Raw genomic sequence first — 16,220 nt, 5'->3', positions numbered from 1 at the left:
ACCACCGCGGCCAGACCAGCCTCGAACGCGAACACCGCCACCTGCGTAAACCCGGTCTGATGCACCTCGGCGCCGGAAAACATCACCTCCCGCAGCGAACAGCCCAACAACGGATCCGCCACCGCACACACTTCGTCCAACACCGCCGCGAACACCGGCGAACACTCCGCCAGCTCACGCCCCATACCGGCCCACTGCGCCCCCTGCCCCGGGAACACCCACGCCACCGGGCCGCTGGTCGCCGGTCCAGCCGCCGCTACGACCGCCAGACCCCGCTCCAGCTCTTCGCGATCCGTCCCGAGGGCCACCGTACGGAACTCCAGCCCCGCCCTCGACGCTGCCAGTGCCCCCGCCACATCGGCGATGTCGGCCCCGGCCGGGACCTCCGACACCAGCCGGGCCGCCAGCGCCCGCAGCCCCGCATCCGATTGCGCCGACAAGGTCCATGGCACCACACCACCGGTCACCACCGGCTCCGCCGACGGAGCCACAACCGGCTCAGCGGGAGCTTCTTCGAGGATGACATGAGCGTTCGTGCCGCTGATCCCGAACGCGGATACTCCTGCGCGTCGGGTGTGGTCCGCCGGCTCCCACTCCTGCGCCTCCGTCAGCAGCCGCACATCGCCGACCGACCAGTCCACGTGCGGGGATGCCTCACCGGCGTGCAGCGTCGCCGGGAGCACCCCGCGCCGCAGCGCCTCGACCATCTTGATCACACCGGCGACACCGGCCGCCGCCTGAGTGTGGCCGATGTTGGACTTCACCGACCCCAGCCACAACGGCCGCTCCTGCGACCGGTCCTGCCCGTAGGTCGCCAGCAGTGCCTGCGCCTCGATCGGGTCCCCGAGCGTGGTCCCGGTCCCGTGCCCCTCGACCGCGTCCACATCAGCCGGGGTCAGCCGGGCATCGGCCAGCGCCCGGCGAATGACGCGCTCCTGCGACGGACCGTTCGGCGCCGACAGGCCATTGGAGGCCCCGTCCTGGTTCACCGCACTGCCCCGCAGTACCGCCAGCACCGGATGCCCGAGCCGCCGCGCCTCCGACAGACGCTCCAGCACCACCACGCCGACACCCTCGCCCCAGCCGGTGCCGTCCGCTCCGGCCGAAAACGCCTTGCACCGGCCATCGGCCGCCAGCCCGCCCTGCAAAGCGAACTCCGCGAACATCACCGGCGTCGCCATCACCGTCACGCCCCCGGCCAACGCCAGCGAGCACTCGCCGTTCCGCAATGCCTGCGCGGCCAGGTGCATCGCCACCAGCGACGACGAACACGCCGTATCCACTGTCACCGCGGGACCTTCCAGGCCCAGCGCATACGACACCCGGCCCGACGCCACGCTCGGCGTGTGACCCGTCAGCCAGTAACCCTCAGCCGCTCGTTGGGCAGCGAGCGCGGAACCGTAGTCCTGGGCGGATAGTCCGGCGAAGACCCCGGTGTCGGAGCCGCGCAACTCCGAGGGGTCCAGGCCCGCGCGTTCCAGCGCTTCCCAGGACACTTCGAGCAGCAGCCGCTGCTGCGGGTCCATGGCGAGGGCCTCACGCGGCGAAATCCCGAAGAACCCGGCATCGAAATCGGCCGCACCGGACAGGAAACCGCCCACCCGCGCGTATCCGGCCGGCTCGGTCTCCCAGCCGCGGTCGGCCGGGAAGTCTCCGACCGCGTCAACGCCGTCGGAGACCAGCCGCCACAGATCCTCCGGCGAGGCCACCCCACCGGGGTAGCGGCACGCCATCGAAACCACGGCGATCGGTTCTCCCGTCGGCGCCCTCTCCGTGACGACTGTCGTCGGCGTGGCCGCGGCCGCGCCGGTCACCTGAGCCAGCAGATACTCGGCGAGCACCTGCGGGGTGGGGTAGTCGAAGACCAGCGTGGCCGGCAACGCGAACCCGGCCGCGGCGGCCAACCGGTTACGCAACTCCACCGCCGTCAGCGAATCGAAGCCCAGATCCCGGAACGCCCGCCCCGACTCCACACCGCCCACATCACCGTGGCCGAGAACGGCGGCGGCGTGTTCGCGTACCAGATCCAGCAGGATATGCGACCGCTCGGCCTCGCCCAGGCCGGCCAGCCGGCGGGCGAGGGTACCCCCGCGCTGTGCGGCCCCGGCGGCCCGGCGGGGCACACGGACCAGATCGCCCAGCACCGACGGCAGTGCGTGGCCGGCGGTGACCGCATCGCGGACCGCGCCCACGTCAAGACCGGCCGCCACCACCGGCTCGCCACCGGCCACCGCCGCGTCCAGCAACCGCAGCGCCTGCCCGGTCGGCAGCGCCACACCGCCGCCCCGCGCCAGCCGGGCCCGGTCCGCCTCGGTCAGCGTGCCGGTCATGCCACTCGCCTGCTCCCACAGGCCCCAGGCGATCGACACCGCCGGCAGTCCGAGGGCCGTCCGGTGCGCGGCGAGGGCATCCAGATAGGTGTTGGCCGCCGCGTAGTTGCCCTGTCCCGCGCCGCCCAGCAGTCCGGACAGGGACGAGAACAGCACGAACATCCGCAGGTCCAGATCCCGCGTCGCCTCGTGCAGATGCCAGGCGGCGTCCGCCTTGGCGGCCACCACCCGGCTCAGCGACGCGCCGGTCAGCGACGTCACCGGCATGTCCTGGAGTACCCCGGCCGCGTGCACCACCCCGGCCAGATTCGGGATACTCGCCACCAGCGCATCCACCGCGGCACGGTCGGACAGGTCCGCCGCCACGACCCGCACCCGCGCCCCGAGCGCCTCCAACCCGGCGGCGAGCTCGTCGACGCCGGAGGCGGCCGGTCCCGACCGGCTGGCCAGCACCAGATCCCGGACACCGTACCGGTCCACCAAGTGCCGGGCGACCAGACCGCCCAACGTCCCGGTCCCACCGGTGATCAGCACCGCACCCTCACCCACACCGGGCAGGCGCAACACGATCTTGCCCACATGCCGCGCCTGACTCATGAACCGCAACGCCGCACCCGCCTGGGCGGTCGGCCACACGGTGACCGGCAGCGGAACGGCTGTCTCCAGAACGCGCTGCCACATCACGGCAACCCGGTCGGGGTCCAAATCCCCCAGGTCGAACGGCACCTGCCGCGGATCACGGATATCGATCTTGCCCAGCTCCACGAACCGGCCGCCGTCAGCCAGCATCCCCAGCGAGGCGTCCAGCAACTCACCGGTCAGCGAGTTCAACACGACATCGACCTGGCCGAACTCACCCGCGAAGTCCGCCGTACGCGAGGAAGCGATGTGCGTCACGCCCAGCTCTGCCACCGCGGCCTGCTTCGGCGGGCTCGCCGTCGCGAACACTTCGGCCCCCGCCGCCAACGCCAGCCGGACCGCCGCCATGCCGACCCCGCCCGACGCCGCGTGGATCAGCACCCGATCCCCCGCCCGCACCCGGCCCAGATCGAACAGCGCGTGATAGGCGGTCAGATACGCGATCGGTGCTGCCGCCGCCTCGACATCGCTCCATCCGTCCGGCACCGGCACCATCAGCCGCGCGTCGGCCACCGCGAGCGATCCGAACCACGGGAACAACCCCATCACCCGCATGCCGGGCACCAGACCGGTCACCTCGGAGCCGACCTCGACCACGACCCCGGCACCCTCGCCGCCCGGTTGCCGGGAATCGGCGGGGAGCATGTCCAGGCCCTTCAGCACATCGCGGAAGTTCACCCCCGTCGCGCGGACCGCGACCCGCACCTCGTACGCCCCCAGCGGCCGCTCGGCGTCCGGAGCCGCAACCGCTCGTACCCCGTCCAAATCCCCGCCGGCAGCCCACTCCAGCCGCCACGCACCCGGCCCCTGCGGGAGGTCTAACCCGCCCGGAACCGGGCGCAGGCGAGGCACCAACACGGCACCCGCCCGCAAGGCCAGTTCCCTTTCCCCCGTAGCCAGGGCGGCGACGACGGCCTCAGCGGACTCGGGGCGGCCATCGTCGTCGAACAGCACCAGGCCCGCGTCCGGATGTTCGGCCATCGCCGACCGCACCAGACCCCAGACCCCAGATCCCGTCAAACCGGCCACGGTGTCGCCGTCCGCCGCCGATACCGCGTCACGGGTACGGACCGCCAGACGCGAGCCCACCGGGTACACAGCCCCCAACCACACCTGCACCAGCGCCAGCGCCCCGGGCAGATCCGCCGGCTCAGCCCAGGCGAGCAACGGCTCGTCCGTGGCCTCGGGCAGATCCAGCTCCGAGCCGACCTGGACCCAAACCCGCTCCGGTGCCGGTCCAACGCTCACCGGCGCCCACTTGGGCGACAGCAGCCCCGCGCCCGCGCTGGGGCCGGTGAGCCGACCCGTGTCCGCCGGGCGGGACACCATCGCACCGGCCGATACCACCGGCTGGCCCTCACCGTCGGCAGCCAGCAGAGAAAACGCATCCGACCCGGCGGGGCTCAACCGCACCCGCAACGCCGACGCACCGGTCGCGTGCAACCGCACATCCCGCCAGGCGAACGGCAACCCGATTTCGTCACCGTCCTCGGCGGCGGCGATCAGGACGTGCAACGCGGCGTCCAGCAACGCCGGATGGATCGCGAACCCGTCCTGAGTATCACCGGCGGGCAGCTCGACCTCGGCATACAGGTCCTCGCCGAGCCGCCAAGCCGCCTGCAGACCACGGAACATCGGCCCGTACTCGTATCCGCGAGCCGCCATGACCTCGTAAGCGTCATCAAGGGGCAGCGGCTGCACACCTTCCGGGGGCCACTGCCCGTCCAGGGTCGCGACCGTCCCGTTCGGATCGGCCAGGGCCGCGGTGGCGTGCCGGGTCCACTGCTCCCCGGTACGGGAGAACACGGCCGCCTGACCGCCCTCGACCGACACCTGCAGATCGACCGGGCTGCCATTGAGCACCAGAGGCTGTTCGAAGGTGATCTCCCCGATGGCGGGCAACCCGGCCCGATCCCCGGCATGCAGCACCAACTCCGCCAACGCCGCGCCCGGCACCAGCACCGTCCCCGACACCGCGTGATCCGCCAGCCACGGACTCGTCGCGGCCGACACCCGACCTGACAACACCCAGCCCGCATCCTCAGCCAGCCGCACCGCACTGTCCAGCAGCGGATGCCCGGCACTGCCCCGACCCGTCGCGCCGCCCGACGCCCAATACCGCCGGTGCTGGAACGGATACGTCGGCAAGGTGACCAGGCTTCCCTGGGGAACCAGACGCGTCCAATCCACCCCCGCCCCATGAGTCCATGCCTCAGCCAGACCCGCCAGCAGACGACGCGCCCCCGCGTCATCGCGCTCGGCCAGGCTCGCCGCCCACACCTGCGCCCCACCGTCATGGACCACAGACGACAGGACCCTATCCGGGCCAACCTCCAGGAACCCGGCCGTCCCGCGAGCGTGCAGGAAACGGACGACATCGTGGAACCGGACCGTGCCAATCGCCTGCTCCACCCAATAACCCGGGTCACCCAGCACGTCCGCACCGGCGACGGCACCAGTCACCGCCGAAACCAACGGAATCCGCGGCTCGGAGAACCGAACCCCCGCCACCACCCGCGCCAGCTCATCGGCAATCGGACGCATCAACGGAGAATGGAACGCATGGCTGACCTCCAGCCAACGCACCTTCCGACCCGCCAGCCGCCCCACCGCCTCCTCCACCGCATCCCGGTCACCAGAAAGAACCACCGCCGACGAACCATTCACCGCCGCCACCGCAACCCGGTCCTCCAGACCGGACAGATCCACCTCCGCCTCGCCGGCCTGCACCGCGGCCATCGCCCCACCCGACGGCAACCCCTGCATCAACGCACCCCGCGCCACCAACAACCGCACCGCATCCTCAAGCGTGACCGCCCCAGCCACATAGGCAGCCGTCACCTCACCCACCGAATGACCGGCGACAAAGTCCGGCTCCACACCCGCCGCCCGCGCCACCGCAGCCAAAGCAGCCTCGAACGCGAACAACGCCACCTGCGTGAATCCGGTCTGATGCACCTCGGCGCCGGAAAACATCACCTCCCGCAGCGAACAGCCCAACAACGGATCCGCCACCGCACACACCTCATCCAGCACACCCGCGAACACCGGCGAACACTCCGCCAACTCACGACCCATACCGGCCCACTGCGACCCCTGACCCGGGAACACCCACGCCACCGGACCCCGCATCACCGCCCCGACCGGCTCCACCGCCGCCAGACCCTGCCCAAGCTCCTCACGGTCAGCCCCCAGCACCACCGCCCGGAACTCCAGCCCCGCCCGGCCCCGCGCCAGCGACCCCGCCACATCCACGATCCCCGCCCCGGCCGGGACAACCGACACCAGACGGTCAGCCAACACCCGCAGCGCCACATCCGACCGCGCCGACAACACCCACGGCACCACACCACCAGTCACCACCGGCGGCACCGACCGGGCCGCGACCGGCTCAACGGGAGCCTGCTCCAGGATCACGTGTGCATTGGTGCCGCTGATACCGAACGAGGACACCCCGGCCCGGCGAGGCCGCCCGTCGGAATCCCACGGCTGACCCTCGGTCAGCAGCCGCACATCCCCCGCCGACCAGTCCACATGCGGCGACGCCTCACTCGCGTGCAGTGTCGGCGGCAGCATCTCGTGCCGCATCGCCTCCACCATCTTGATCACACCGGCCACGCCGGCCGCCGCCGAAGTGTGGCCGATGTTCGACTTCACCGACCCCAGCCACAGCGGCCGCTCCTGCGACCGGTCCTGCCCGTAGGTAGCCAGCAACGCCTGCGCTTCGATCGGGTCCCCGAGTGCCGTCCCGGTCCCGTGCCCTTCGACCACATCCACATCCGAAGCGGAAAGCCGGGCATCGGCCAGGGCCCGCCGGATCACCCGTTCCTGCGACGGACCATTCGGCGCTGACAGGCCGTTGGACGCGCCGTCCTGATTCACCGCGCTGGCCCGCAGTACGGCCAGCACCGGATGCCCGAGCCGCCGGGCCTCCGAGAGCCGCTCCAGCACCAGCATCCCGACGCCTTCACCCCAGCCGGTGCCGTCCGCTCCGGCCGAGAACGCCTTGCACCGACCGTCCGACGCCAGCCCGCCCTGCAGGGCGAATTCCGCGAACACCTCTGGCGTCGCCATCACCGTCACGCCCCCGGCCAGCGCCAGCGAGCACTCACCGTTCCGCAGCGCCTGAGCCGCCAGGTGCATCGCCACCAGCGACGACGAACACGCCGTATCCACCGTCACCGCCGGGCCCTCCAGGCCGAACGCGTACGCCACGCGCCCCGACGCCACGGACGACATCTTGCCCGTCAGCCGGTAGCCCTCACCGCCCGGCGCGGAACCGTAGTCCTGGCCGATCAGGCCCGCGAAGACGCCGGTGTCCGTGCCCTTCATCGCGGCCGGGTTCAGGCCGGCGCGCTCCAGGGCTTCCCAGGACACCTCGAGCAGGAGTCGTTGCTGCGGATCCATCGCCGTCGCCTCACGCGGCGAGATCCCGAAGAACTCCGCATCGAAGTCGGCCGCCCCGCTGAGGAAACCGCCCAGCCGCGCGTATCGGGCCGACTCCGTCTCCCAGCCCCGGTCGGCCGGGAAGTCACCGACCGCGTCCACGCCATCGGCGACCAGTTGCCACAAGTCTTCGGGCGAGGCCACCCCACCGGGGTAGCGGCAGGCCATCGACACGATCGCGATCGGCTCATCGACCGGCCGGGACACCGGAACGACCTCGGCAACGGCCGGGGCCGCGCCGGTCACCTGGGCCAGCAGATACTCGGCCAGCACCTGCGGCGTCGGGTAGTCGAAGACCAGCGTGGCCGGCAACGCGAACCCGGCCGCAGTGGCCAACCGGTTTCGTAGTTCCACCCCCGTCAGCGAGTCGAAGCCCAGATCCCGGAACGCCCGCCCCGGCTCCACACCGCTCGCATCACCGTGGCCGAGAACGGCGGCGGCGTGTTCGCGTACCAGATCCAGCAGGACGAGCAACCGCTCAGCTTCGCCGAGGCCCAGCAGTCGACGGGCGAAGGTGCTCGCACCTTGCCCGTTCGCGGCCGACCGGCGGGGCGCACGGACCACGTCACGCAGCACCGACGGCGGCGGTGTCCCGGCCGCGGTCGCGTCGCGGGCCGCGCCCACATCCAGTCCCGCCGCGACCACCGGCCGGCCCGCGCTCAGCGCCCGGTCCAGCAAGCCCAGTGCCTGCTCGGTCGGCAGGGCCACGCCGCCGACACGGGCCAGCCGGGCCCGGTCGGTGGCGGTCAGCGCGCCGGTCATGGCGCTGTCCTGCTCCCACAGGCCCCAGGCGATCGAGACGGCGGGCAGCCCCTGGGCCGTCCGGCGGGCGGCGAGGGCGTCCAGGTAGGTGTTGGCGGCCGCGTAGTTGGCCTGCCCCGCACCGCCCAGCAGCCCCGACAGGGACGAGAACAGCACGAACATCCGCAGATCCCGGCCTGCGGTGGCCTCGTGCAGGTGCCGGGCCGTCTCGGCTTTGGCGGCCAGCACCCGGCCCAGCGACGCCGGGTTCAGCGAGGTCACCGCCATGTCCTCGACGACTCCCGCCGCGTGCACCACCCCGGCCAGATCAGGGGTATCGGCCACCAGCGCGTCCATCGCGGCACGGTCAGCCAGGTCGGCGGCCGCGATCCGCACCCGGGCCCCGGCCGCCTCCAGCTCGGCGGCGAGGTCGGTGGCGCCGGGCGCGTCCGGTCCGGAACGACTGACCAGTACCAGGTCCCGCACGCCGTGCCGGTCCACCAGGTGCCGGGCGACCAGGCCGCCGAGCGTTCCGGTCCCACCAGTGATCAGCACTGTGCCGTCGAGGTCGGGCCCGGCGGCCGGCTGAGTGACCGGTATCGGTCGCAGCCGCGGCGCCAGAGCCGCCCCGCCGCGCACGGCGATTTCCCTTTCCCCGGTGGCCGTGGCCGCGTCGGCGATCGCCTCGGACTCGGGACGGCCGTCGACATCGAGCAGCGTCAGGCCCGCATCCGGGTGCTCGGCCATCGCCGACCGGACCAGGCCCCAGATCCCCGCCGACTCCAGCCCGGCCACGGTGTCCCCGTCGGCCGCCGACACCGCGTCACGGGTGCGGACCGCCAGGCGTGAACCGGCCGGGTAGCCGGCCGCCAGCCAGCCCTGCACCAGGGCCAGAGCCGCGGGTACGTCCGCCGGTTCAGCCCAGGCGATCAGCGGCTCATCCGCCACCTCGGGCAGGTCCAGTTCGGATCCCACCCGCACCGGCGTCCGCTCCGGCTCGGGTCCGGGATTGACCGGTGTCCATTCCAGAGCCAGCAAGCCGGAGCCCGCGGCCTGGCCGGTGGCGGCCAGCCGGCTGATATCGGCGGACCGGGAAATCATCGCGGCGGCCGATACCACCGGCTGGCCTTCACCATCGACGGCCAGCAGAGAGACAGCGTCCGGCCCGGCCGGGCTCAGCCGCACCCGCAGCGCCGACGCGCCGGTCGCGTGCAGCCGCACATCACGCCACGCGAACGGCAACAGCGCCCCGCTGCCGTTCCCGGCGGCGATGACGGCGTGCAGGACCGCGTCCAGTAGCGCCGGGTGGATCGCGAACCCGGCCTGTCCCTCCCCCACGGCGGCGGGGAGTTCCACCTCGGCGTACAGGTCCTCACCGAGCCGCCAGGCGGCCCGCAGGCCACGGAACGCGGGGCCATAGTCAAACCCCCGCGCCGAGATGACCTCGTAGGTATCCACGTCCGGCAGCGGCTCTGCCCCGGCCGGAGGCCACTGCCCGTCCAGACCGGCCACCGTCCCGACCGGGTCGGCCAGGGTGGCAGTGGCGTGCCGGATCCACTGCTCTCCCGTACGGGAGAAGACGCTCGCCCTGTCCCCGTCGACCCGCACCTGGAAATCGACCGGGCCGTGGCCGTTGAGCACCAGAGGCTGCTCGAACGTGATCTCCCCGATCGCCGGTAGCCCGGCCCGGTCGCCGGCATGCAGCACCAACTCCGCCAACGCCGCACCCGGCACCAGCACCGTCCCCGACACCGCATGGTCGGCCAGCCACGGACTGGTCCCGGCCGACACCCGCCCCGACAACACCCAACCCGCATCCTCAGCCAGCCGCACCGCCGACTCCAGCAACGGATGCCCGGCACTACCCCGGCCCGTCCCAACACCCGACGCCCAATAACGGCGGCGCTGGAACGGATACGTCGGCAACACCACCCGACGACCGACCGGAACCAGACGGGTCCAATCCACCGCCGCGCCATGAGTCCACGCGTCAGCCAGACCCGCCAGCAGACGAGGTGCCCCGGCGTTGTCGCGCTCGGCCAGACTGGCCGCCCACACCTCGCTGTCGCCGCCGTCGTAGACCACAGCCGACAACACCGTGTCCGGACCAAGCTCCAGGAACCCGGCCGTCCCGCGAGCGTGCAGGAAACGGACCACGTCGTGGAACCGGACCGTGCCAATCGCCTGCTCCACCCAATAACCCGGGTCACCCAGCACGTCCGCACCGGCGACGGCACCAGTCACCGCCGAAACCAACGGGATCCGCGGCTCGGAGAACCGAACCCCCGCCACCACCTGCGCCAGCTCATCGGCAATCGGGCGCATCAACGGAGAATGGAACGCATGGCTGACCTCCAGCCAACGCACCTTCCGACCCACGAGCCGACCCACTGCCTCCTCGACGGCGTCACGATCACCGGAGAGCACCACGGCCGACGAACTGTTCACCGCCGCCACAGCAACCCGGTCCTCCAGACCGGACAGATCCACCGCCTCGCCGGCCTGCACCGCCGCCATCGCCCCACCCGACGGCAACCCCTGCATCAACGCACCACGCGCCACCAACAACCGCACCGCATCCTCAAGCGTGACCGCCCCAGCCACATAGGCAGCCGTCACCTCACCCACCGAATGACCGGCCACGAAATCCGGCTTCAAACCCGCGGCCTGCGCCACCGCAGCCAGACCAGCCTCGAACGCGAACACCGCCACCTGCGTAAACCCGGTCTGATGCACCTCGGCGCCGGAAAACATCACCTCCCGCAGCGAACAGCCCAGCAACGGATCCGCCACCGCACACACCTCATCCAGCACACCCGCGAACACCGGCGAACACTCCGCCAACTCACGCCCCATACCAACCCACTGCGACCCCTGACCCGGGAACACCCACGCCACCGGACCCCGCATCACCGCCCCGACCGACTCCACCGCCGCCAGACCCTGCCCAAGCTCCTCACGGTCAACCCCCAGCACCACCGAACGGAACTCCAGCCCCGCCCGGCCCCGCGCCAGCGACCCCGCCACATCCGCGATGTCGGCCCCAGCGGGGACATCCGAGGCCAGCCGGCCGGCCAGCGCCTGCAGCGCCGGGGCCGACCGCGCCGACAGCACCCACGGCACGACGCCACCGGTCACCACCGGCTCCGGCGACGGGGCCGCGACCGGCTCGACGGGGGCTTCTTCGAGGATCACGTGTGCGTTCGTGCCGCTGATCCCGAACGACGACACCCCGGCCCGGCGCGGCCGTCCATTGGCCTTCCAGGACCGCGGTTCGTTCAGCAGCAGCACATCCCCGGCTGACCAGTCCACATGCGACGATGCCTCATCGGCGTGCAGAGTCGGGGGCAGCATCTCGTGCCGCATCGCCTCGACCATCTTGATCACACCGGCCACGCCGGCGGCGGCCTGAGTGTGGCCGATGTTCGACTTCACCGACCCCAGCCACAGCGGCCGCTCCTGCGACCGGTCCTGCCCGTAGGTAGCCAGCAACGCCTGAGCCTCGATCGGGTCCCCGAGTGCCGTCCCGGTCCCGTGCCCCTCGACCACATCGATACCGCCCGGGGTCAGCCGGGCATCGGCCAGGGCCCGGCGGATGACGCGCTCCTGGGACGGACCGTTGGGAGCCGACAGCCCATTGCTGGCCCCGTCCTGGTTCACCGCACTGCCCCGCAACACCGCCAGCACCGGATGCCCGAGCCGCCGCGCCTCCGACAGCCGCTCCAGCACCAGCACCCCGACGCCCTCACCCCAGCCGGTGCCGTCCGCTCCGGCCGAAAACGCCTTGCACCGGCCGTCCGATGCCAGCCCGCCCTGCACCGCGAACTCCGCGAACGTCCCCGGGGTGGCCATCACCGTCACGCCGCCGGCCAGCGCCAGCGAGCACTCACCGTTACGTAGCGCCTGCGCGGCCAGGTGCATCGCCACCAGCGACGACGAACACGCCGTATCGATCGTGACCGCCGGACCCTCCAAGCCGAACGCGTACGCCACCCGGCCGGACGCCACACTCGTCGTGTTTCCGGTCAGCCGGAAACCGCTGCCGTCGCTGTCGGACAGCTGTGATTCATAGCCCTGGAAGGCCAGACCGGCGAAGACCCCGGTGTCGGAGCCGCGCAGCCCGGTCGGGTCGAAGCCGGCCCGTTCCAGCGCCTCCCAGGACACCTCCAGCAGCAGCCGCTGCTGCGGGTCCATGGCGAGGGCCTCACGCGGCGAGATCCCGAAGAACTCCGCGTCGAAGTCGGCCGCGCCGGACAGGAAACCGCCCACCCGCGCGTAATCAGCCGACTCAGAATCCCAGCCGCGGTCCGCCGGGAAGTCACCGACCGCGTCCACGCCATCGGACACCAGCCGCCACAAGTCCTCCGGCGACACCACCCCACCCGGATAGCGGCACGCCATCGACACGATCGCGACCGGCTCATCCACCGACCGTGACGCGGGTACGACCTCCACCGCGGCCGGGGCCGCGCCGGTCACCCGCCCCAGCAGGTAATCCGCCAGCAACTGCGGTGTGGGGTAGTCGAAGACCAGCGTGGCGGGCAGCGCCAGCCCGGCCGCCGCGGCCAGCCGGTTCCGCAACTCCACCGCTGTCAGCGAGTCGAAGCCGATATCCCGGAACGCCCGCCCGGACTCCACGCCGCTCGCGTCGCCATGGCCCAGCACCACCGCCGCGTGCTCACGCACCAGATCCAGCAGGACCAGCAGCCGCTCAGCTTCGCCCAGGCCCAGCAGGCGACGGCCCAGTACGCTGGTAGAGCCCGCGGCGGCCGCGATGGCACGACGTGGCCGACGCCCCAGACCGAGCAGCACCGACGGTACCGGCGTCCCGGCCGCGATGGCGCCCCGGACCGCACCCACATCCAAGCCCGCCGCCACCACCGGCCGGCCAATACTCAACGCCCGGTCCAGCAGGCCCAATGCCTGTTCCGTACCCAGCACCACACCACCGCCACGCGCCAGCCGGGCCCGGTCAACCTCGGCCAGCGCACCGGTCATGGCACTGCGCCGCTCCCACAGACCCCAAGCGATGGACACCGCCGGCAGCCCAAGGGACGTCCGGTGCGCGGCGAGGGCATCCAGATAGGAATTGGCCGCGGCGTAGTTGCCCTGTCCGGGATTGCCGAGCAGTCCCGCCAGCGACGAGAACAGCACGAACATCCGCAGATCCCGGCCTGCGGTGGCCTCGTGTACGTGCCAGGCCGTCTCGGCCTTGGCGGCCAGCACCCGGGCCAGCGACTCACTGGTCACCGAGGTCACCGGCACGTCCTCGAGCACCCCGGCCGCGTGCACCACCCCGGACAGATCCGCGATACCCGCCACCAGCGCGTCGACCGCGGCACGATCCGACAGGTCCGCGGCGACGATCCGCACCCGCGACCCAGCCAGCTCCAGCTCAGCAGCCAATTCAGCCGCACCGGGCGCATCCGGCCCTGACCGGCTGACCAACACCAGATCCCGCACCCCGTGCCGGTCCACCAGATGCCGGGCGACCAGACCGCCCAACGTCCCGGTCCCACCGGTGATCAGCACCGCGCCGTCACCCACGCCGGGCAGACGCAGCACAATCTTGCCCACATGCCGGGCCTGGCTCATGAACCGCAACGCCGCACCCGCCTGAGCGGCCGGGAACACCGCGACCGGCAGCGGCTCAACCTGCTCCAGGACTCGCTGCCACATCACCGCCAGTCGGTCCGGGTCCAGATCCGCCACGTCGAACGGGACCTGGCGCGGGTCACGGATGTCAGTCTTGCCCAGCTCGACGAAGCGGCCGCCGTCAGCCAGCATCCCCAGCGACGCGTCCAACATTTCGCCGGTCAGCGAGTTCAGCACCACGTCGACCTGGCCGAACTCAGCGGCGAAGTCCGCCGTACGCGAAGAAGCGATGCGCGTCACGCCCAGCTCCGCCACCGCGGCCTGCTTGGCCGGACTCGCCGTCGCGAACACCTCGGCCCCGGCCGCCAACGCCAACCGGACCGCCGCCATCCCCACACCGCCGGACGCCGCGTGGATCAGCACCCGGTCCCCCGCCCGCACCTGGCCCAGGTCGAACAGCGCGTGATAGGCCGTCAGATAGACGATCGGGATCGCCGCCGCCTCGACATCGCTCCACCCGTCCGGCACCGGCACCATCAGCCGCGCGTCGGCCACCGCCAGCGGGCCGAATCCCTGGAACATCCCCATCACGCGCATGCCGGGCACCAGGCCGTGCACCTCGGGGCCGACCTCGACCACCAGCCCGGCGCCTTCGCTGCCCGGCGGCCGGGTGTCGTTGGGCAGCATGCCCAGCGCCGACAACAGGTCACGGAAGTTCACTCCGGCCGCGCGGACCGCGATACGGACCTCATAGGGGCCCAGCGGCCGCTCGGCGTCCGGCGCCGGAACCACTCGCACCCCGTCCAGATCCCCGCCCGCAGCCCATTCCAGCCGCCACGCCCCCGCACCGGTCGGCAGCTCGGGTGCGGCCGATGCCGGGCGCAGGCGGGGCACCAGCACCGCCCCCGCCCGCAACGCGAGCTCTTTCTCCCCGGTCGCCAGCGCAGCGGCGGTGATCTCGGCCGACTCGGGGCGCCCGTCGTCGTCGAGCAACACCAGCCCCGCGTCCGGGTGCTCGGACCGCGCCGACCGGACCAGCCCCCAGATCCCCGACGACCGCAGCCCAGCAACCGTGTCGCCCTCGGCCGCCGCGACCGCCTCACGGGTACGGACCACCAGCCGCGACCCCGCCGGATACCCGGCCCCCAGCCACGCCTGCACCAGCGCCAGGGCCGCGGACACGTCGGCCGGCTCGGCCGACACAAGCACCGGCTCGTCCATGGCCTCGGGCAGATCCAGCTCCGGGCCAACGTGAACCCAGGCCTGCACCGGTGCCGGCCCAAGGCTCAGCGGCGCCCACTCGAGCGACAGAAGCCCCGTGCTCGTGCCGGAGCTGGTGAGTTGACCAGTGTCGGCCGGGCGGGAAACCAGCGCCGCCGCCGACACCACCGGCTGACCCTCACCGTCAACGGCCAGCAGAGAAAACGCGTCCGGACCCGCCGGGCTCAACCGCACCCGCAACGCCGACGCTCCCGTCGCGTGCAACCGCACATCATGCCACGCGAACGGCAAACGCACCCCGTGACCGTCCTCCGCGGCCACGATCATCACGTGCAGAGCCGAGTCCAGCAGAGCCGGATGGATCGCGAACCCGTCCTGGCCATCCCCAGCGGGCAGTTCCACTTCGGCGTACACGTCCTCGCCGAGCCGCCAGGCCGCCTGCAGACCACGGAACGCCAGCCCGTACTCATACCCGCGAGCGGCCAAGACGTCGTAAGCGTCACTGACAGGAAGTGCCTGCACACCAGCCGGCGGCCACTGCTCAGCCAGGCCGTCCACCATCCCGACCGGATCGACCAAGGTCGCGGTCGCGTGCCGAATCCACTGCTCACCCGCCCGGGAGAACACGCTCGCCCGGCCGTCTTCCACCCGCACCTGGATATCGGCCGCGCCGTCCAACACCAACGGCTGCTCAAAGGTGATCTCCCCGATCGCCGGCAACCCCGCCCGGTCACCGGCGTGCAACACCAGCTCAGCCAGCGCCGCACCGGGAACCAGCACCGTCCCCGACACGGCGTGATCAGCCAGCCACGGGCTCGTCCCCGCCGACACCCGACCCGACAACACCCAACCCGCATCCTCAGCCAGCCGCACCGCCGACTCCAGCAACGGGTGCCCCGCGTTACCCCGGCCCGTCCCGCCACCCGACGCCCAATACCGGCGGTGCTGGAACGGATACGTCGGCAACGTCACCGGCTTCCCACCGGTAATCAGACGGGTCCAATCCACCACCGCGCCATGAGCCCACGCCTCACCCAACGAGGCCAGCAAACGCCGCTGACCGCCATCGTCACGGCGCAGCGAACCAACCGCCCAACGACCCTCAATACCCGGCACCAGCACCGGATGCGGGGACACCTCCACGAACCCGGCCACCGGCATCGCCGCTATGGTCTGCGCGAACCGCACCTGCTCCCGCAGATTCCGCCACCAATACGCGGCATCCAGGTCGGCGGTATCCACCAACGC

General features: G+C 72.0%; 1 protein-coding gene. It reads right to left on the bottom strand.

The annotated features are described in order from the left end of the window. Positions 1 to 16,214 (bottom strand): SDR family NAD(P)-dependent oxidoreductase (locus JK364_RS56650; protein ID WP_443732280.1); only part of this gene is annotated, 16,214 nt, incomplete at its 3' end. Between the last annotated feature and the right edge of the window lie 6 nt (positions 16,215 to 16,220).

The organism is Streptomyces endocoffeicus, from assembly GCF_016741935.1.
GTDB classification, from domain to species: Bacteria; Actinomycetota; Actinomycetes; order Streptomycetales; family Streptomycetaceae; genus Streptomyces; species Streptomyces endocoffeicus.
The sequence above is the reverse complement of the archived record's forward strand: the minus strand, read 5'-3'. Positions and strand labels throughout refer to the sequence as shown.